We start from the raw sequence: 19,723 nt of genomic DNA, 5'->3' as shown, positions 1-19,723 counted from the left end.
CCAACCCCGGGGTTGCACGTGCAATGCGGGGCACACGGTCAGGAGTTGGGCACTCCGCCCGTGGCCGCGACCGCCGCCGAGGGGCGGATCGGGAGCCGGTTCACCGGACGCCCGGTCGCCGCGCGCACCGCCGAGGCTACCGCCGCGGGAGCGGTGACCACAGGGACCGCGCTGGCCGCCTTCGCGCCGAACGACGCGACGACGTCCCGTTCTTCGACGAGTCTGACGATCCGCACCGCCGGGGCGTCGAGTGCCGTCGGCAGCGCATAGCCCGTCAGATCGGGGTGGCGGACCAGCCCGGAGGCCGTGCGCAGGTTCTCGGTCAGGGCCGCGCCGACGCCCTGGGTGACGCCCGCCTCGATCCGGGCGGCCAGCTGGCGCGGGTTGAGCACGCGGCCGACGTCCTGGGCCACGGCCAGCTCCACCACGCGCACCGAACCCAGTTCGATGTCGACGTCGACCACCGCGCGGATCGCGCAGAACGCGAGGCCGACGAACGCGTCGCCCTGGCCCTCGGCGTCCAGCGGCTCGGTGGGGTGCGGGCGGCACTGGGCGGTCGCCCAGAGCTCCTTGCCCTGCAGGGCCTCCGTCACCGGGGTGGAGAAGGCGCCGTCGTACGAGGTGATCCGGCCGTCCTTGATCTGCAGCAGCTCCGTGGACATGCCGAACTTGGCGGCGAGCGGCTGCAGCAGCTGCGTGCGGACCATCTTCGCGGCGCGTTCCACCGCGCCGCCCGAGACCCAGGTGTGGCGGCCGTGCGCCGACGGGCCGGCCGGCGGCTGGTCCGTGTCGACCGGCGCGACGTACACGTCGTCGACCCCGAGGGTCTCCTGGACGATCTGGCGGGCCAGGGTGGTGAAGCCCTGCCCGGTCTCGACGGCGGCGCAGATGACGGTGGCGATGCCGTTCTGGACCTTCACGGTGGCGGTGGACACCTCGTCGGCGCCCTCCGCGCCGAGCATGTGGACCATGCCGAGGCCGTAGCCCACGCCGCGCCGGACCGCGCCCGGCTCGCCCGCGCCCTCGGGTCCGCCCGGCAGCAGCCACTCCTCCTCCGGGGCGTCCTTGGGCAGCGAGGGCAGCTCGAAGTCGCGCACCGCGCGCAGCAGTTCGGCGACGGGGGCGGGGCAGGTCACGGCCTGGCCGGTGGGCAGCGAGTCTCCGGTGGCCAGGACGTTGCGCAGGCGCAGTTCCGCGCCGTCGAGGCCGAGCCGGTCGGCCAGCTTGTCCATCTGGCCCTCGTACGCGGCGCAGACCTGCATCGCGCCCTCGCCCCGGACGTGGCCGGAGGGCGGGTTGTTGGTGCGTACGGCCCAGCCCTCCACGAAGGCGTTCGGGACGACGTACGGGCCGCAGGCGAACGCGACGGCCGCGGCCAGGGATTCGGCGGAGGAGTCGGCGTACGCGCCGGCGTCCATCAGGATCTGCGCCTCGACCTTGACCAGCCGGCCCTCGGCGTCGGCGTGGTGGCGGTAGCGGAGCAGGGTGGGGTGCCGGTGGGCGTGGCCGAGGAAGGACTCCTCGCGGGTCGCGGCGAGCTTCACCGGGCAGCCGGTGCGCAGCGCGAGCAGGCCGAGCGGGAGCTGGAAGCCGGAGTCCTCGCGGTCGGCGGTGGCGCCGGGAACTCCGGTGACGACGACCTTGACCCGCTCCGGTTCCAGGCCGAAGCAGGCGGCGGCGAGGTCGCGGTCGGTGTGCGGGTCGGTGGAGGCGGTGTAGAGCTCGACGCCGCCGTCGGGGCGGGGCACGGCAAGGCCGGCCTCGGCGCCGATGGGGGCGGGGTCCTGGCGGCCGATCCGGTACAGGCCCTCGACGACCACCTCGCCGACGGCCTCGGGGTCGCCGTAGCGGAGCGGGATGTGCCGGATCAGGTTGCCCTCGGGGTGCAGCGGCGGCGCGCCGAAGGACTGCTCGGGGTCGGTGACCGCGTCGAGGAGCTCGTACTCGACGGCGATGGCGGCGGCGGCGAGCCGGGCGGCGTCCGGGTGGTCGGCGGCGACGGCGGCGATCGGCTCGCCGTGGTGGCGGACGACGTCGTGGGCGAAGACCGGGCGGTCGGCGATCCGTCGGCCGTGGGTGGCGGCGCCGGGGACGTCGGCCTGGGTGACCACGGCCCGTACGCCGGGCATCTGCGCGGCCGCGCTGGTGTCGATGGAGACGATCCGGGCGTGTGCGTGCGGGGACCGGAGCACGGCCGCCCACAGCAGCCCCTCGGCCCACAGGTCGGCGGCGTAGGGGAAGGTTCCCTCGGTCTTGGCGCGGGCGTCGGCGGGCGGGACGGAGGCGCCGAGTCCGCGCGGGGGCGCGTCGGCCGCGGAACCGGCGCCCGCGGCGTGGGCGGTGACCGGGGCGGTCACGATGGCCGTTGCCGCGTCGCCGACGGTCATGCGGTGCCTCCGTGCTGGTCGTACTGGTCGGGGTGGTGGCCGTGGTGGACCGTGTGCACGCCGCCCGCGCCGGGCGGGGCCTGGTGCGGGATCAGGGGCGCGCCGGGGACGAGACCGGCCTGGGCCGCCTGCGCCGCCTGCGCCTCGTGGGCCGCCTGGGCCGCCGCCTCCGCCGTGGCCGCCGCCGTGGCGTCCCGTTCGGCGACGACCTCGCGGACGGCGTCGAGCACGCCCTGGTAGCCGGAGCACCGGCAGAGGTTGCCGCAGAGGGCCTGACGGGTCTCCAGCTCGCTGGGGGCGTGGTTGCCCTCCAGCAGGTCGTGGATGGTCATGGCCATGCCGGGGATGCAGAAGCCGCACTGCACGGCGCCGGAGCCGCACAGGGCCCGCTGGACGTCGGACAGCTCGCCCTGGGTGGCGAGGCCCTCGACCGTACGGACCTCCGAGCCGGCGGCGGTGGCCGCGGGCACCAGGCAGGAGTTGACCAGGCGGCCGTCCACCTGGACGGCGCAGGCCCCGCACTCGCCCTGGGAGCAGCCGTCCTTGGCACCGGCCAGGCCGAGGCGCTCGCGCAGCACGTAGAGCAGCGACTCGCCGATCCAGGCGGAGGTGACGGGGCGGTCGGCCCCGTTGACGCGGAGCACGTACGAGGCGAGCGGGTGCTCCTCGGTGTGCGTGGTGGCCGGGGCCTCGTGCGCGAGCCCGGCGTACGGCTCGCCCGGCAGGTGCGGTTCGGCACCGGCGTGCCCGGCCGGCGCGGTCTCCCCGGCGGGGGTGTCCGTGCCGCCGTCCGCCGGTACGGGTGCCCCGTCCGGGACCTCCCCGCCCTCGGCCGGGGTGTGCGCCGGCCCGTCGGCCGAGGGCGGCTGCGGCTGTGACTGCGGCTGTCCTGCGTCTCCGCCGTCCCCGGGGTGGGCGCCGCCGGAGCCCGGCTCCGCGCCGCCGGGCAGGGCAGCACCGTGCGCGGGGGTGCCGTCCGGCAGGCCCGCGGCATCGGCCGGGACACCGTCCGGCAGGGGCACGCCCTGGGCCGGGGTGCCGTCGGTGAAGGCCACCCCGTGGCCGAGCGTCCCGTCCGGGAAGGCGGTGCCGTGCGCCGGAGTGCCCTCGTGGAAGGCGATGCCGTGGCCGAGCGTGCCGCCGGGAACGGCCGTACCGTCCGCCGCGGTGCCGTCCGGGAAGGCGGTGCCGTGCGCCGGGGTGCCGTCCGGGAGACCCGGGGTGTCGGCCGGGGCGCCGTCGGGCACGGCCACCCCGTGGCCGGGCGTCCCGTCCGGGAAGGCGATGCCGTGGCCGAGCGTCCCGCCCGGGACGGCCGTACCGCCCGCCGGGGTGCCGTCCGGCAGTCCCGCGGCATCCGCCGGGGCGCCGTCCGTGAGGGACATGCCGTGGCCGAGGGTGCCGTCCGGGAAGGCGGTGCCGTGGCCCTGGGTCCCGTCGGTGAAGGCCATGCCGTGGCCGAGCGTCCCGTCCGGGAAGGCCACCCCGTGGCCCAGGGTCCCGTCGGTGAAGGCCATGGCGTGGCCGATGGTGCCGGTCTGGGCGTACGGCGGCAGTGCCTGCCCGTCCGCGGTGCTCCGGTCGCCGGAGACGGTGGGGCCGGCCAGGGGCACGCCCTCGGGCGGGGTGTGGCCGGCCGCCGCGTACGGGTCCGCCTCGGGGGCGGCCACGACGGCGGTCGGTTCGTACCCGTGGGCACCCGGGAGGCCCGGCAGGGCCACGCCCTCGGCCGGCGTGTGGGTGTATCCGTAGGCGGCGTACGGGTCCTGCTCGGCCGCGGCGGGCGCGGCGGCGGTCCCGGTCTCGTCCGCGTACGGGTGGCCGGCCGGTGCGTGGCCGTCCTCCGCGCGCGGGGCCGGCAGGGTGCCGTGGTGGTCGGCCGGGGCGTGGGCCGCGTCGATGTCCGGGGCGGCGTGGACCGGTTCGCCCTCCGGGAGGGTGCCCACGCCGGGGCCGCCCAGCAGCCGCCCGCGCACCTGCGCCACGGGCGCGGACGGCGCGTACGCCCGTACGCCGTCGAACTCCGCGGCCTGCGGCCCGTCCGCCCACGGCGCGGCCGCCCCGCCCGGCAGGGTCGCCGGAGCCTGGCTCCAGTCGGCCGCCGGGGAGGGCCACTGGCCGGTGTCGGAGCCGGTGCCCGCGGCCGGCTCCCCGTCGGTGTGCACCGCGTCCGGGAAGTGCCACTCGGCCGTGGCGCCCGGGTCCGGGGCCCGGTCCGTCCCGGCGAGAGCGGCAGGAGCGACGGAAGCGGCGGGTCCGGCCGCGCCGGCGGCGGCCGGCTCCGGCCACTGCGTCGGGAGCGTCCAGGTGCCCGTGGCCGAGGCCGGGTCGGCGCTCGCGGCCGGCGGGGCCGTGTCCACCGGCATCGGCGGGACCGCGATCACCGGCGGCACGATGACCGGCGGCACGTATCCGTGCCCCGGTGCCGCCAGCGGCTCGCCGGTGCCGGAGGCGCCCAGCATCTCCTGCGGCAGCTGCACGAACGCCGTCGCGTCGGAGTCGTACTCGCCGCCCTGCGGGACGGGCTCCCAACCCCAGCCCGACCCCCCGTTCCCCTGACTCACGTGCCCGTTCCCGTTCCCGTCCGCGTTGCCGTTCCCGCTCATGAGCTCAGTGCCCTCCCCAGGGCCCGGCGTGCCAGCACCGACACCGTCCGCCGCAGCTGGAGGACGCCTGCCGGGACCGGGTCGCCCTGGTCGGGCACGCAGGCCGCCGCGACGTAGTCGCCGAACGCCGCCAGCGCCTCCGGCGCGAGCGTCCGCTCCGCGTCCCAGTCGATCAGCGAGGCCACCCACTGCTCGGCCTCCAGCGGCCGCAGCGGCATCGGCGCGACCGCGCCCACCGCGATCCGCACACCGCGCCGTGCCGGGTCCAGCACCAGGCCCACCGAGGCGATGGCGCGCCCCGGCCCGGTCCGGCCGGTCGCCTTGAGGAACACCTGCGGGGCGTGCAGCAGCGGCACCCGGACGAAGCCGATCAGTTCGCCGGGCCGGAGCATCTCGCGGCCCGCGAGCAGGTGGGAGACCGGGATCTCGCGCCGCGCGCCACCGGGCCCGGCGATGATCAGCACGGCTTCCAGCGCGGCCAGTACCGGCAGGGAGTCCCCGGTGGGGGCGCCCGTCACGATGTTGCCGCCGAGGGTGCCGGCGTTGCGGATCTGCGGCGGGCCGGCCGCCCGCGCGGCCGCGGCCAGCGCCGGGATCAGCGCGGCGAAGTCGGGGCGGCCCATCCGGGCGTGCGTGAGGCCGGCGCCGAGCAGCGCGTGCCCGTCCTGGTACTGCCAGCCGCGGATCTCGTTGATCCGCCCGAGGCCGACCAGTCCGGCCGGGCGCAGCAGCCCGGCGTTGACGGCCGCCATCAGGTCGGTTCCGCCCGCCACGGGTACGGCCGCGGGCATCGCGGCGAGAGCGTCGACGGCTTCGTCGAGCGAGCCGGGCAGCATGACGGACTGCGTCACCGGCTGCGCCGCCTGCGGTGCGTGAGTGGTCAACCCAGCTGCCCCTTCCCGATGTCCCGGCGCTCACGGCTGTTGCGCCGTACGGTACGTGCTCACAGCCGGGACGTGGCAACTCTGGCACATCTTCCCGGCCGTCCCGGCGCGAGGGTGGCCCGGGCGCCCCCTGGAGGCCCCGGCTCCGCTCCGGCCCGCGCCACCACGGAAGAAAGGTCCCTTTTCTGCGGTTTTCCACCCCTGGGAACCGACTTGCGAGGAGAAGGCGGAAAGGGAATTGGTTGCCGCAGTCACACGATCGGGGGCGGCCCTTCGACCGGGCGTCCGATCAGTCCGGGCCGCCGCTGCCACGGAAGCGGACCGTCCGGGCGCCGGTAGGCCACCCCCAGCGCGTCCAGCCGCGCGCAGTGCGCCCCCATCCGCCGCTCGAAGCCGGCCCAGTCCCGCCGGGACGGCTCCGGCAGCGCCGACCACACCGTCTCCGCGAACGCCGCGAGCCGCGGGAACACCTGGTAGTCCACCCTGCCCTGGTTCTCCGTCACCTCGGTCCACATATTGGCCTGCGCGCCCAGCACCCGGGGGACCGCCGCCTCCGACAGGCCCGGTGGAACCGGATCAAACCGGTATACGTCCTCCAGGGTGCGCACGTAACCGATCGGCACCGGCTCGTCCGCGCCGCCGTCCTGACGGTGGTCCAGGTACACCTGCTGCTCGGGGCACATCACCACGTCGTGGCCGGCCTCGGCGGCCGCGATCCCGCCCGCGTACCCGCGCCAGGACGACACCGCGGCGCCGTCCGCGAGTCCGCCCTCCAGGATCTCGTCCCAGCCGATCAGCCGGCGGCCGCGGTCGGCCAGCCAGCGGTCGAAGTGCCGGACGAACCAGGACTGCAGGCCGTCCTCGCCGTCCACGCCGAGCTCGCGGATCCGCTCCTGCGCGGTCTTCGACCGCCGCCACTGCGTCTTGGGGCATTCGTCGCCGCCGATGTGCACGAAGGGCGAGACCTCCGCCGGGAACAGCTCCAGCAGCTCCTCGAAGACGCCCTCGTAGAAGCGCAGTACGGGCTCGGTCGGGGCGAGCACGTGCTCGCTGATGCCCCAGTCGTCCCACACCTCCGGGGCGGCGGTGCCGTTCGCGTCGGTGTTGCCCAGTTCCGGGTAGGCGGCGATCGCGGCCTGCGAGTGCCCGGGGATGTCGATCTCGGGGACCACCCGGATGTGCCGGTCGGCGGCGTAGGCGACGATCTCCCGGATGTCGTCCTGGGTGTAGAAGCCGCCGTGCGGGGTGTCGTTCCACAGCGGCGACGCCCGGTGGCCCAGACGGCTGCGCCGCCGCCAGGCGCCGACGGAGGTCAGCCGCGGGTGGCGGCGGATCTCGATCCGCCAGCCCTGGTCGTCCGTCAGGTGCAGGTGCAGCACGTTCAGCTTGTGCGCGGCGAGCAGGTCCAGGTAGCGCAGCACCCCGTCCTTGGGCAGGAAGTGCCGGGCCACGTCGAGCATCATGCCGCGCCAGCCGAAACGCGGGCCGTCCTGGACGTCACCGGCCGGGATCGTCCAGGTCCGTCCCCGGTGCAGCGGTGCCCTCCGGTACGCGTCGGGCCCGAGCAGCTGACGGAACGTCTGGGCGGCCCAGAACAGCCCGGCCGGACCGGCGCCTTCCAGCAGCACACCGCGGTCCGCCACGTGGACCTCGTGCCCCTCCGGGCCGAGCGTCCGGGCGAGGTCGGGGCGCAGTGCCAGCCGGACCGTCTGCCGTACGCCCTCAAAGGCCCCCGCCGCAGGCCGCGGCTCCGCCTCTCCCGGGGACGGCAGGGCCCAGCCCGTGGCCGCGCCGATCTCGCGGCGGAGCCAGGCTGCCGTGGAGGCGGTGCCGGGGCCGGCGACGAGCAGCGGATCGGCGAGCGCGACCAGGCGCGTGCCGCCGTCCGCGAACCGCGCGTACCGGGGTGCGGGGATCAGGTCCATGAGCGGGCAGCCCTTCGCGACGGGGTCGTGGCACACCGCGACACGCTCCGCGGGCGGCCGCGTTCCGACCCTAGGGGGTGTCCGGCGGATCAGGGCCGGATCAGCCCGGGTGGTCTGGGTGCCGGACGCGCCGGGCCCGGCGATGATCCGTAAGACGCCCCCTGGTGCGGCGGAGGCCCCCGGCGTACGCGATCGCGCGCGCCGGGGGCCTTGGTCCCGCGGGACGGGGCGAGCCCGTGGAGGGCCGGCCGGACTACTTGTCCTTGCCGCCCTTGTCCTTGTCGCCGCCCGGACCCATGGATTCGTAGATCTCCTTGCAGAGCGGGCAGACCGGGTACTTCTTCGGGTCGCGGCCCGGCACCCAGACCTTGCCGCACAGCGCCACGACGGGGGTCCCGTCGAGGGCGCTCGCCATGATCTTGTCCTTCTGGACGTAGTGGGCGTAGCGCTCGTGGTCGCCGTCGCCGTGGGACACCTGCGGCGTCGGCTCTACGAGGGTCCCGGTGCCAGTCCCGCGCTCGGGCTCAAGAGTGCTCATGCAGCCAGGGTACTGAACGGCGCCGGACTCAGTTCAGCGACGGGTCGTCCGGGTAGGTGGCGACCATCGCGAGTTCGCTGCGCTGGCGGCGCAGCACCGCCCGCCACAGCCGTTCCGGGTCCGGGAAGGAGATGTCGCCCGGCTCGGACTCCACCACGTACCAGGCGCCGTCGCTCAGCTCGTCCTCCAGCTGGCCCGGACCCCAGCCGGAGTAGCCGGCGAAGATCCGCAGGCAGCCCAGGGCGCCGGAGAGCAGTTCCGGCGGGGCCTCCAGGTCGACCAGACCGATCGCGCCGTGCACGCGTCTCCAGCCGACCGGTCCCTCCTCCCCCGGGATGACCGCGATGCCGAGGGCGGAGTCCAGGGCGACCGGGCCGCCCTGGAAGACCACGCCCGGATCTCCGGCCAGTGCGGCCCAGGGCAGCAGGATGTCGCCGACGCCCACCGGGGTCGGGCGGTTGAGGACCACGCCGAGCGAACCCTGCTCGTCGTGGTCGAGCAGCAGCACGACCGCGCGGTCGAAGTTCGGGTCCGCGAGCGCGGGTGTGGCGACGAGCAGCCGCCCGGTGAGGGAGGACACCTCGGTCATGCGGCCATGATCCCCCATGTTCGGCGTTCCGGGGGAGTCGGAGCCCGGCCGCCCGTGTGGGCGGACACGGGCGCACGGCAGCAGCGGGGAGCGCGCGCCGGGCGTGCGAACGGGTGACGTGCCGCGAAGCCGGCGGAACACAACCCTCCGCCATTTCCCGGGCACGGAGGGTGCTGTGCCGAATTCATGACAGTCCTACGGCCGCGTCAGCCCTACGAACAGGGGGGTTTCGCCCCTTACCCTTACCTCTGATCCCCTGCCCCTCGTCTCCCTGGCTCGTCCGGGGGGCCCATCGGAACGCGAGATTCATGACCGGCACTGACAGTCACGACGACGTACTGCTCGTCCATGGCGGTACCCCGCTCGAGGGCGAGATCCGTGTCCGAGGCGCGAAGAACCTCGTGCCGAAGGCCATGGTCGCGGCCCTGCTCGGCAGTGAACCCAGTCGGCTGCGCAACGTTCCGGACATCCGTGACGTGCGGGTGGTCCGCGGTCTCCTGCAGCTGCACGGTGTGACGGTCCGCCCCGGCGAGGAGCCGGGCGAGCTGGTGCTCGACCCGACCCACGTGGAGAGCGCGAACGTCGCCGACATCGACGCGCACGCGGGCTCCTCCCGCATCCCGATCCTGTTCTGCGGCCCGCTGCTGCACCGCCTCGGCCACGCCTTCATCCCGGGGCTGGGCGGCTGCGACATCGGCGGCCGGCCGATCGACTTCCACTTCGACGTGCTGCGGCAGTTCGGCGCGACCATCGAGAAGCGCGAGGACGGCCAGTACCTGGAGGCCCCGCAGCGGCTGCGCGGCACCAAGATCCGCCTGCCGTACCCCTCCGTGGGCGCGACCGAGCAGGTGCTGCTGACGGCGGTGCTCGCCGAGGGCGTGACCGAGCTGTCGAACGCGGCGGTCGAGCCGGAGATCGAGGACCTCATCTGCGTCCTGCAGAAGATGGGCGCGATCATCGGCGTCGACACCGACCGGACCATCCGGATCACCGGTGTGGACAAGCTCGGCGGCTACAACCACGCGGCGCTCCCGGACCGCCTGGAAGCCGCCTCGTGGGCTTCCGCGGCGCTGGCGACCGGCGGCAACATCTACGTGCGCGGCGCCCAGCAGCGCTCGATGATGACCTTCCTGAACACCTACCGGAAGGTCGGCGGCGCCTTCGAGATCGACGACGACGGCATCCGCTTCTGGCACCCGGGCGGCCCGCTGAAGGCGATCGCGCTGGAGACGGACGTCGCCCCCGGCTTCCAGACCGACTGGCAGCAGCCGCTGGTCGTCGCCCTGACCCAGGCCACCGGCCTCTCCATCGTCCACGAGACGGTCTACGAGTCCCGCCTGGGCTTCACCGAAGCGCTCAACCAGATGGGTGCTCACATCCAGCTGTACCGCGAGTGCCTGGGCGGCTCGGCCTGCCGCTTCGGCCAGCGCAACTTCCTGCACTCCGCGGTCGTGTCCGGCCCCACCAAGCTGCAGGGCGCCGACCTGGTCATCCCCGACCTGCGCGGCGGCTTCTCGTACCTGATCGCGGCCCTGGCCGCCGAGGGCACCTCGCGGGTCCACGGCATCGACCTGATCAACCGCGGCTACGAGAACTTCATGGAGAAACTGGTCGAGCTCGGCGCGAAGGTCGAGCTCCCCGGCGGCGACCTGGTCTGACGACCGGCCCGCAGCCACCGGCACGCCGAAGGGCGGCCGCCCCGTACGGGGTGGCCGCCCTTCGTGGTACTGCGTACCAGTGGCCAGAGGCCAGCAAGGACTTACTTGCCCTTGGCGGCTTCCTTGAGCTTGGAGCCCGCGGAGACCTTCACGCTGTAGCCGGCCGGGATCTGGATGGGGTCGCCGGTCTGCGGGTTGCGCGCGGTGCGAGCGGCACGGTGGGTGCGCTCGAAGGTCAGGAAGCCGGGGATGGTGACCTTCTCGTCGCCCTTGGCGACGACCTCGCCGATGGTCTCGGCGAGAGCGGCCAGAACGGCGTCGGCGTCCTTGCGGGTCACCTCGGCGCGCTCGGACAGAGCGGCCACCAGCTCACTGCGGTTCATGTTGTACTCCCGTGTTCAACTTGCCTATGAGGCGTGAGATCGAAGCCGATGCTGCCAGGGCCCTCGGACAGTCCCCGGACCCGGGTCTGCTGTCAGACCCTCCCGCCACGGTTACGCATCCTGCCCCCACCAGCGGCGGGAAAGCCAATCCGGCACCCGCCAGGGTCACACGAAAAGCGCCACCGTCACGCCGCGGTGACGCTCCGTCCGCATCCGGGGCCGGCCGAGCGACACCCGGATGCTTCAGCCGCTGACCTCGCGGGCATCGCCGCAACCCTAGAGGCGCGCCGTCGGCCCCGCATCCCGCGACGCGCCGGTTCAGGCGGACGTGGGGCCCGTCACAGCGGCCGTCGCGGCCTTGCGGACCGCACCCGCGACCGCACCGGCCACCTTGTCGTTGAACACCGAAGGAATGATGTAGTTCGCGTTCAGCTCGTCCTCACCGACGACGTCCGCCAGGGCGCTCGCCGCCGCCAGCATCATGTCCGTGTTCACCGTCCGGGACTGCGCGTCCAGCAGGCCGCGGAAGACACCCGGGAAGACGAGGACGTTGTTGATCTGGTTCGGGAAGTCGGAGCGGCCGGTGGCCACGACGGCCGCCGTCTGGCGGGCGATGGCCGGGTCCACCTCGGGGTCCGGGTTCGCGAGCGCGAACACGATGGCGCCGTCGGCCATGGCCGCGACGTCCTCGCCGCCGAGCACGTTCGGGGCCGAGACGCCGATGAACACGTCGGCGCCGACCACGGCCTCCTTGAGGGTGCCGGTGTAGCCCTCGGGGTTGGTGTTCTCGGCGATCCAGCGCAGCGGCGAGTCGGCCGCGGCGTCGACCAGGTCGGTGCGGTCCGCGTGCACGACGCCGTGCACGTCGGCCACCACGGCGTTCTTCACACCGGCCGAGAGCAGCAGCTTGAGGATGGCCGTACCGGCCGCGCCGGCGCCGGACATGACGACCTTGACGTCGCCGACGGCCTTGCCCACCACGCGCAGGGCGTTGGTCAGGGCGGCCAGCACCACGATCGCGGTGCCGTGCTGGTCGTCGTGGAAGACGGGGATGTCGAGGGCCTCGCGGAGCCGCGCCTCGATCTCGAAGCAGCGGGGGGCGGAGATGTCCTCGAGGTTGATGCCGGCGAAGCCGGGGGCGATCGCCTTGACGATCGCGACGATCTCGTCGGAGTCCTGGGTGTCCAGGCAGATCGGCCAGGCGTCGATGCCGGCGAACCGCTTGAAGAGGGCCGCCTTGCCCTCCATGACCGGCAGCGCGGCCTTGGGGCCGATGTTGCCGAGGCCGAGGACGGCCGACCCGTCGGTAACAACTGCGACGGAGTTGCGCTTGATGGTGAGGCGGCGGGCGTCCTCGGGGTTCTCGGCGATCGCCATGCACACGCGGGCCACGCCCGGGGTGTAGATCATCGAGAGGTCGTCACGGTTGCGGATGGGGTGCTTGGCCGCCATCTCGATCTTGCCGCCGAGGTGCATCAGGAAGGTACGGTCCGAGACCTTGCCGAGCGCGACACCCTCGATACCGCGCAGCTTCTCGACGATCTCGTCGGCGTGCGCGGTGGAGGTGGCGGCGATGGTGACGTCGATACGGAGCTTTTCGTGGCCGGAAGCGGTCACGTCGAGGCCGGTGACCGAGCCACCGGAGGATTCCACGGCGGTGGTGAGCTGGGATACCGCGGTTCCGCTCGCGGGCACCTCCAGGCGGACCGTCATCGAGTACGAGACGCTGGGCGCCGTTGCCATGACCGGTTTCCTCTGCTTTCCCTGTGTTCAGTGTGCGGGTCCCGCCACACGGTCGGCATGGCAGGACCTGTTGTCCGATCGTCCCACCTACCGGCTGGTACAAGGTAACCAGCTACAAATTTCGGAAAGACTCTTCCACCATACGAGATTTGACAGGGGCTGGGAAGGGTAGGGGCACACAAAACAGGTCCGCGCCCTCCGACTGCGGAGGGCGCGGACCTGTATGAACTACCGAAAGTCAGTGGCACCGACCCGCCATGCTCGCCTCGCGGCAAGTGGTCGCTCTAAGCGACGAAGGTTGGGCCCGGGGGCTTGGATCGAGCCGGTGCCGTACCCAGGCTAACAAAGGATCGCGCGATGTGATCCCCCCTGGGCGGGTTGACCCGTTCTCGCCACGCGCCTGGCCGCGGGCCATCCGGCCCAGTGGGCTCGTCGGCCCGGTCAGTCGCGCAGCAGGACCGGCACTCCGTTCTCCGGGGCGTCACGGTCGGTGGACACCACCGTCAGCTGCTGGGTGGCGCGGGTCAGGGCCACGTACAGCACCCGCAGGCCCGCCGGGGACTCCTCGGCGATCTCCGCCGGGGAGACCACGACCGTGGCGTCGTACTCCAGGCCCTTCGCCTCCAGGCTGCCGAGCGCGACCGCCCGCCCGCCCAGGTCCGCCAGCCACCGTGCCGCCTCGGCCCGGCGGTCCATGGCGACGACCACGCCCACCGTGCCGTCCACCTGCTCCAGCAGCCGGCGGGTCTCCTCGCGCACGGTTTGCGCCAGGTCAGCGCCCTCGTGGAGGGCGGTGAACCGGGGCCGCAGGCCGGTGGAGCGGACCGCCGTCGGCGGCTCCATCCCGGGCATGGCCAGCCGCAGCACCTTCGCCGCCAGCTCGGCGATCTCCGCCGGGTTCCGGTAGTTCACGGTCAGGGTGAAGCGGCGGCGCGGGCGGGTGCCCAGCGCCTCGTCGCGGGCCGCGGCCGCCTCCGCCGGATCCGTCCAGGAGGACTGCGCCGCGTCGCCGACCACGGTCCAGGTGCCGTGACGGCCGCGCCGGCCGACCATCCGCCACTGCATCGGCGTCAGGTCCTGGGCCTCGTCGACGATCACGTGCGCGTAGTCGACCCGCTCGGCCGCGAGCCGTTCGGCCCGCTCCCGCTGGGTCTCCTCGCGCTGCGGCATCAGCTCCTCCAGCCCGGTGAGCTGGTCGAGCGGGTCGAGCTCGCGCTTCTTCTTCGGCCGGGCCGGCGCGCCGAGCAGCATCTGCAGCTCGTCGAGCAGGGCCACGTCGTGCACGGACAGCGCGTCGCGGCGCAGCGAGCGGGCCAGCTGCCGGGTCTCGCGCGGGTTGAGCACCCGCCGCGTCCAGCGGCCGAGCCGTCGCTCGTCGGCCATCGCGGCGAGCACCCCGCGCGGGGTCAGCTCGGGCCACCAGGCGTTCAGGAAGTCGATGAACACGTCCTCCGTCGAGATGTCCTCGTCGAAGGCGGAACGCAGCTCGGCGGCCAGCTCGGGGTCGGTGTGCCGGCTCGCGCCGCCGGACTTCTGCCACAGCGCGTCCAGCAGCAGCCGGCGGGCCCGGGGCCGGAGCAGGTTGACCGGGGCGGTGCCGCCCAGCGCGGTCTGCCGGATCCGGTCCAGGTCCGCCGGCTCCAGCTCCTGGCGGCGGCCGAAGGCGACCACCCGCAGGGTGTCCGGGGCGGCGCCGTTCGGGCCGCCGAGCTCCAGGGCGCCCCGTACGGCCTTGCGCAGCACCTTCAGCATCCGCGAGGAGCCCTTGACCCGGGCCACGGCCGGCTCGTCGTACGCCGTCGCCTCCGCGCCGTCCACCAGCGAGCCGAGCGCGCGGATCGCGACCTGGCCCTCCTCGCCGAGCGAGGGCAGCACGCCCTCGGTGTAGGCGACGAGCAGCGGGGTCGGCGAGACGATCAGGATGCCGCCGGCGTAGCGGCGGCGGTCCTGGTAGAGCAGGTAGGCGGCGCGGTGCAGGGCCACGGCCGTCTTCCCGGTGCCGGGCCCGCCGGACACCTCGGCCACCGAGGCGGCGGGGGCCCGGATGACCAGGTCCTGCTCGGCCTGGATGGAGGAGACGATGTCCCGCATGGTGTGGGTACGGGCCCGGCCGAGGGCGGCCATCAGCGCACCGTCACCGATGGAGGGCAGCTCCTCGCCGCCGAGGAAGGCGGTCACCTCGGGGCGCATCAGGTCGTCCTCGACGCCGAGCACCTTGCGGCCCTTGGAACGGATGACGCGACGCCGCACGACACGGCCGGGGTCCTTGGGGGTGGAACGGTAGAAGGGTGCGGCGGCGGGCGCACGCCAGTCGATCACCAGCGGGGAGTAGTCGGCGTCGAGGACGCCGATCCGGCCGATGTGGAGGGTCTCGGCGATGTCGGCGGTCAGGTCCGCCGAGATCGCGTCGTCGGCCGGGTCCACGGAGGTGTAGGCCCCGTCGGGCCCGCGCTCCCCGTCCTTGCCCAGCACCAGGTCGATCCGGCCGAAGAGGAAGTCCTCGAACTCGTTGTTGAGGCGGTTGAGGTGGATGCCGGCCCGGTAGACCTGGGCGTCGCGCTCGGCGAGCGCGCCCGGGGTGCCGACCTGGCCGCGCTTGGCCGCGTCGTTCATCAGGAACTCGGCCTCGTGGATCTTCTCCTCGAGGCGGCGGTACACCTGGTCCAGATGACTCTGTTCGACCGCGATCTCCCGATCGCGGAGGGACTCCGCCGTGCTGTCGACAGCGTCGACAGCGGCATCCTGCGCGGCCACCAAGGCCCCCTTCTGACGTGCATGGGCGACCGTCAACCGTACGCGAACCGGCGGGGTGTCCGCACTCTGGTTCCACTCGGACCGGTGTACGGACCCGGGTACGGGCGGGTGACCGGGCCTGTGGGGGGCTCTAGCCCGCCCTGGACGCCAGGGCGCGGCGGCGGTGCCGGGCGACCCGTTCGCGGTTCCCGCACAGCTCGCTGCTGCACCAGCGGCGCCGGTGCCCGCGGGAGGTGTCCAGGTAGACCCGGGTGCATCCGTCGCCCTCGCAGGCCCGCAGCAGGGCCCGGTCGCCCGGGTCGGTGAGCAGCTCGACGGCGTCCCGGGCGACGGCGGCGAGCAGCGCGGCGCGCTCGACGCCTCCTCTCAGCTCGCGTACGAGGTGTCCGTCCCCGTCGCGTACGGCGCACAGGCCGGGCGGCGGCCCGGCGGCCGCGGAGTTGACCCGGGCGAGGGCCGCGTCGTCGGGGACACTGCCGGCGAGCTCGGCCCGCACCAGCGTGCCGAGGTCCCGGCGCAGCTCCCGGAAGGGCAGCAGCCAGTCGTCGTCGACCCCGGCGAGGGGGGTCCCGTACGGCACCAGTCCGGCACCGGTGAGCCACATCCGCAGTTCCGCGCCGTCCCGGAGCACCTCGGGAGGCCCGAAGGTGCCGACCAGGTCCAGGCAGAGCCGCCCGGAGTCGAACCACATGCCCCCAGAGTGCCCCCGGGCAGCGCAGCGGGGAAGCCCCCGTGCGGGGCTTCTGCTGCGCGATGTTGATGCTGTCCGATACCTTTGGACATGCCATACATCACACAAGGGAGCCCGCGATGTCCGTCACGCAGATCGACCTCGACGACGACGCACTCGCCGAAGCCATGGCACTGTCCGGCGCCCGCACCAAGAAGGAGACGGTGAACCTGGCCCTGCAGGAGTACGTCGAACGCCGGCGTCGCACCGAAGCCAGACTCCGCCACTTCCAGGAAGCCCGGAGCTGGGACGAGGAGAGCTACTGGCGTCGCCACCGCGCGGAGAAGGGCGAGCTCTGAGTGCTGCGGTACCTGATCGACTCGTCGGCGCTGTGGCGCCTCCAGCGGAGTCGTGAACTCAACGAGGCATGGGCGCACGAGATCGACGAGGGCAGCATCGGGTCCTGCCGCCCCCAGCGCACCGAGTTCCGCGCGTCCGCCCGCGACCTCGACGAGTTCGAGGCCATGACCGACATGTTCGACGACCTGTTTCCCGAGGCGGTCGTACCCAAGAGCGCCTGGCAGTGGATCGAGACCGCGCAGTACCGCCTCGCCCGCCGCGGCCGGCACCAGAGCCTCTCGGTCGTGGACTGGCTGATCTGCGCCACGGCCGCACACCACGGCCTGATCGTGCTGCACGACGACAAGGACTTCTCGGCTGCCGCCGGGCTCCTCTCGGACCTGCAGGAACGGAACGTGCACCAGGTGCCCCGCTGACCGGCCGCCCACGCGGCCGCCCGGCCCGGCTCCGCACCTATGCCCCGCCGTACTTCCCCTCGGAGGACGGGTCCAGCGAGAGCCGGTAGCCGCGCTTGACCACCGTCTGGATGAGCTTCGGGGCGCCCAGGGCCGCGCGCAGGCGGGCCATCGCCGTCTCCACGGCGTGCTCGTCGCGGCCCGCACCGGGCAGGGCCCGCAGCAGGTCCGCCCGGGAGACCACCCAGCCCGGACGCCTGGCCAGCGCGCGCAGCAGGGACATGCCGGCCGGCGGCACCGGGCGCAGTACGCCGTCCAGCAGGACCGCGTGGCCGCGGAGCTCCAGCGAGTGCCCGGCCACCCTCAGCCGGCGGGCCCGTGCGGGCAGTTCCTGGCACAGCAGCTGCACCAGCGGGCCCAGCCGGAACCGCTCGGGCTGGACGGTGTCCACGCTCCGCGCCTGCAACGGCAGGGCCGTGACCGGCCCCACGCAGGCGGCCAGCACCCCGCCCCGCAGCGCGGCCAGGACCTCCTCGCCCATCCCCCGCTGCTCCGCCCGCGACATCAGCGAGGCCGCGGCCGGCGCCGAGGTGAAGCTGACCGCGTCCACCCCGCCCGCCGCCACCGCGTCGAGCAGCCGGTCCAGCGGGCCGAGGTCCTCCGGCGCCATCCACCGGTACACGGGCACGACGACCACGTCGGCCCCGCCCGCCCGCAGCGCCTCGACGAAGCCCGGCAGCGGTTCCCCGTGCAGCTGGAGCGCCACCCGCCGCCCCGCCACCCCGGCCGTCAGCATCCGGTCCAGCACCTCGGCGAGGGACTCGGACTCCGGCGACCAGGCCTCGGCCAGCCCGGCCGCCCGGATCGCACCCCGCACCTTGGGCCCGCGCGCCAGGAGTTCGGACCCGCGCAGCCGGGCGAGCAGCTCCTCGCCGAGGCCCCAGCCGTCGGCCGCCTCGATCCACCCGCGGAAGCCGATGGCGGTGGTGGCGACGACCACGTCCGGGGCGCGGTCGACCAGTTCCTTGGTGGCGGCGAGGAGTTCGCCGTCGTCGGCCAGCGGCACGATCCGCAGGGCCGGCGCGTGCAGCACGGCCGCGCCTCGCCGCCGCAGCAGGGCGATGAGTTCGTCGGCCCTGCGGGCGGCGGTGACCCCGACGGTGAAGCCGGACAGCGGACCGGGGCCGTCGGCCGCCGCGGCGGCCGTCCGGTTCGCAGGACTGTGGATGCGGTCGGTCCGGTCGGTCTGGGCGTCGATCATCGTGACCTGCCTCGTGGTGCATGTCGGGGGGCGGTACGGCGTGAACCGTGGACCGAGCCTGCCAAGCGGGCGTGTCGGGCTCGGTTCACGATCGTTTCGCGCCGGTTACGCCGCCGGTCCGCTACACGGACGTGAGCTGCGGCTTCGCCCCGTTCTCGGCGGCCCGCGGCACCGCCCCGGCGGTGGCCGGCCGGCGAAGGTATACCGCCCAGGTGACCAGGCAGCACACCGCGTAGAAGCCGAGGAAGGTGACGAACGCGGCCGTCCCGGACCCCGAGCTCAGGAAGGCCTCCCGGAACACCAGGTTGATGCCGAGCCCGCCGAGCGCACCGACCGCCCCGATGATGCCCATCGACGCCCCGCTCAGCCGCCGTCCGTACGCCGCGGCCGCCTCCCCGGTCATGCCGCGGGCCACCGCCTTCGCCTGGAAGATGCCGGGGATCATCTTGTACGTGGAGCCGTTGCCGAGCCCGCTGAGCACGAACAGGGCCACGAAACCGGTCAGGAACACCGGCAGCGACTCCTGCACCGAGGCCAGCACCACCACGCCGGTGGCCGCCGCCATCCCCACGAAGGTCCCCAGCGTGATCCGGGCCCCGCCGAAGCGGTCCGCGAGGCGGCCGCCCACCGGCCGGATCAGCGAGCCGAGCAGCGGCCCCAGGAAGGTCAGCGAGGCGGCCTGCAGCGGCGTCCGCCCGAACTGGGTCTGCAGCACGAGCCCGAAGGCGAAGGAGTAGCCGATGAAGGAGCCGAAGGTGCCGATGTAGAGGAAGGACATGATCCAGGTGTGGCCGTCGCGGAGGCTCTCGCGGACCGCGCCGGAGTCGTTCCGGACCGGCGCGAGGTTGTCCATGCGCAGCCACGCCAGCGCCGCCGCGATCACGATCAGCGGGAGGTAGGCGGCGAGCAGCACGCGCGGGTGCGCGGCCCCGGCGGTACCGATGACCAGCAGGCCGGCCAGCTGGACCACCGGCACGCCGATGTTCCCGCCGCCCGCGTTCAGCCCGAGCGCCCATCCCTTCAGCCGCAGCGGGAAGAAGGCGTTGATGTTGGTCATGGAGGAGGCGAAGTTGCCGCCGCCGACCCCGGTCAGCGCGGCGACCAGCAGGAAGGTCCCGTACGAGGTGCCCGGCTCCATCACCACCAGCGCGGCGACGGTCGGCGCGAGCAGCAGCAGCGCGCTGAACACCGTCCAGTTGCGTCCGCCGAACCGGGCCACCGCGAAGGTGTACGGCACCCGGGCGAGGGCCCCGACGAAGGTGGCCGTGGCGATCAGGAAGAACTTCCCGGCCGGGTCGATCCCGTACTGCGGCCCCATGAAGAGGACCATGACCGACCACAGCGTCCAGATGGAAAAGCCGATGTGCTCGGAGAAGACCGAGTAGACGAGGTTGCGCCGGGCGGTCCGCTCTCCGGTCTCCCGCCAGAAGGCCTCGTCCTCGGGGTCCCACGTCTCGATCCAGCGGTCCCCGGTGCGGGGTGCCCTCGGCTCGGTTGCGGTCATCTCACGCCTCCACAGCTGTCGCGTCCGTGGAACCGACCGTAGGGACGGCGCGTTTCGGGCCCGGTC

The 19,723-nt window shown here is 74.0% G+C and carries 15 protein-coding genes; 3 read left to right on the top strand and 12 right to left on the bottom strand.

Annotated features, from left to right (window positions below; translation table 11 throughout):
- Positions 1 to 38: 38 nt before the first annotated feature.
- The 6 genes from ACGFQ9_RS18410 to ACGFQ9_RS18385 all read right to left on the bottom strand — a co-directional run bounded on the left by ACGFQ9_RS18410 (position 39) and on the right by ACGFQ9_RS18385 (position 8,929).
- Positions 39 to 2,387, bottom strand: a complete 2,349-nt coding sequence (locus ACGFQ9_RS18410) for a xanthine dehydrogenase family protein molybdopterin-binding subunit (RefSeq protein WP_393574832.1) — start codon at positions 2,385 to 2,387, stop codon at positions 39 to 41.
- Positions 2,384 to 4,951: a 2Fe-2S iron-sulfur cluster-binding protein gene (locus ACGFQ9_RS18405; protein ID WP_393574831.1), complete on the bottom strand. Its 2,568-nt coding sequence runs from the start codon at positions 4,949 to 4,951 to the stop codon at positions 2,384 to 2,386. The genes ACGFQ9_RS18410 and ACGFQ9_RS18405 overlap by 4 nt, the downstream gene beginning before the upstream one ends.
- 38 nt (positions 4,952 to 4,989) lie before the next feature.
- Positions 4,990 to 5,877 (bottom strand): FAD binding domain-containing protein, encoded by an 888-nt coding sequence (locus ACGFQ9_RS18400; protein WP_393574830.1) that lies wholly within the window; start codon positions 5,875 to 5,877, stop codon positions 4,990 to 4,992.
- A gap of 251 nt (positions 5,878 to 6,128) precedes the next feature.
- On the bottom strand, positions 6,129 to 7,802 hold the full coding sequence (locus tag ACGFQ9_RS18395) for a beta-N-acetylhexosaminidase (protein ID WP_393575358.1): 1,674 nt from the start codon (positions 7,800 to 7,802) through the stop codon (positions 6,129 to 6,131).
- 253 nt (positions 7,803 to 8,055) lie between these two features.
- Positions 8,056 to 8,340, bottom strand: a complete 285-nt coding sequence (locus ACGFQ9_RS18390; protein ID WP_393574829.1) for a DUF3039 domain-containing protein — start codon at positions 8,338 to 8,340, stop codon at positions 8,056 to 8,058.
- 28 nt (positions 8,341 to 8,368) lie between these two features.
- A complete protein-coding gene (locus ACGFQ9_RS18385; RefSeq protein WP_393574828.1) occupies positions 8,369 to 8,929 on the bottom strand; it encodes a YqgE/AlgH family protein in 561 nt (186 codons plus the stop codon).
- A 308-nt stretch (positions 8,930 to 9,237) separates the two neighbouring features.
- Between ACGFQ9_RS18385 and murA the strand changes: the two genes are divergently transcribed.
- Positions 9,238 to 10,587, top strand: coding sequence for a UDP-N-acetylglucosamine 1-carboxyvinyltransferase (gene murA, locus ACGFQ9_RS18380; RefSeq protein ID WP_393574827.1), 1,350 nt, complete (start codon positions 9,238 to 9,240; stop codon positions 10,585 to 10,587).
- Between the two features lie 101 nt (positions 10,588 to 10,688).
- On the opposite strand, the gene ACGFQ9_RS18375 is transcribed toward murA, so the two are convergent.
- From ACGFQ9_RS18375 to ACGFQ9_RS18360, 4 genes are all read right to left on the bottom strand, one after another.
- A complete protein-coding gene (locus ACGFQ9_RS18375; RefSeq protein WP_030875040.1) occupies positions 10,689 to 10,970 on the bottom strand; it encodes an HU family DNA-binding protein in 282 nt (93 codons plus the stop codon).
- A gap of 318 nt (positions 10,971 to 11,288) precedes the next feature.
- Entirely contained in the window at positions 11,289 to 12,713 is a 1,425-nt protein-coding gene (locus ACGFQ9_RS18370) for an NAD-dependent malic enzyme (protein WP_393574826.1), read from the bottom strand.
- Between the two features lie 441 nt (positions 12,714 to 13,154).
- Positions 13,155 to 15,467: a HelD family protein gene (locus tag ACGFQ9_RS18365; RefSeq protein ID WP_393574825.1), complete on the bottom strand. Its 2,313-nt coding sequence runs from the start codon at positions 15,465 to 15,467 to the stop codon at positions 13,155 to 13,157.
- 130 nt (positions 15,468 to 15,597) lie between these two features.
- Entirely contained in the window at positions 15,598 to 16,158 is a 561-nt protein-coding gene (locus tag ACGFQ9_RS18360) for a CGNR zinc finger domain-containing protein (protein ID WP_393574824.1), read from the bottom strand.
- Positions 16,159 to 16,277: 119 nt separating this feature from the next.
- Here ACGFQ9_RS18360 and ACGFQ9_RS18355 point away from each other — a divergent pair, with 119 nt between their 5' ends.
- Together ACGFQ9_RS18355 and ACGFQ9_RS18350 are read left to right on the top strand one after the other, a co-directional pair.
- On the top strand, positions 16,278 to 16,496 hold the full coding sequence (locus tag ACGFQ9_RS18355) for a type II toxin-antitoxin system VapB family antitoxin (RefSeq protein WP_393574823.1): 219 nt from the start codon (positions 16,278 to 16,280) through the stop codon (positions 16,494 to 16,496).
- The gene (locus tag ACGFQ9_RS18350) at positions 16,497 to 16,913 is read left to right on the top strand and encodes a PIN domain-containing protein (RefSeq protein ID WP_393574822.1); all 417 of its coding nucleotides are present in this window, start codon (positions 16,497 to 16,499) and stop codon (positions 16,911 to 16,913) included. It begins immediately after the preceding gene.
- 37 nt (positions 16,914 to 16,950) lie between these two features.
- Here the strand turns inward: ACGFQ9_RS18350 and ACGFQ9_RS18345 are convergent, their stop codons facing one another.
- Both ACGFQ9_RS18345 and ACGFQ9_RS18340 read right to left on the bottom strand, forming a co-directional pair.
- Positions 16,951 to 18,153 carry a uroporphyrinogen-III synthase gene (locus ACGFQ9_RS18345; RefSeq protein WP_393574821.1) on the bottom strand — a complete coding sequence of 401 codons (1,203 nt, stop codon included), beginning with the start codon at positions 18,151 to 18,153 and terminating at the stop codon, positions 16,951 to 16,953.
- A gap of 121 nt (positions 18,154 to 18,274) precedes the next feature.
- On the bottom strand, positions 18,275 to 19,657 hold the full coding sequence (locus ACGFQ9_RS18340; RefSeq protein WP_393574820.1) for a nitrate/nitrite transporter: 1,383 nt from the start codon (positions 19,655 to 19,657) through the stop codon (positions 18,275 to 18,277).
- Between the last annotated feature and the right edge of the window lie 66 nt (positions 19,658 to 19,723).

It is taken from the genome of Streptomyces sp. NPDC048603, assembly GCF_043199475.1.
In the GTDB taxonomy this organism is placed as follows: Bacteria; Actinomycetota; Actinomycetes; order Streptomycetales; family Streptomycetaceae; genus Streptomyces.
This window is presented reverse-complemented; position numbering and strand designations above follow the sequence as displayed.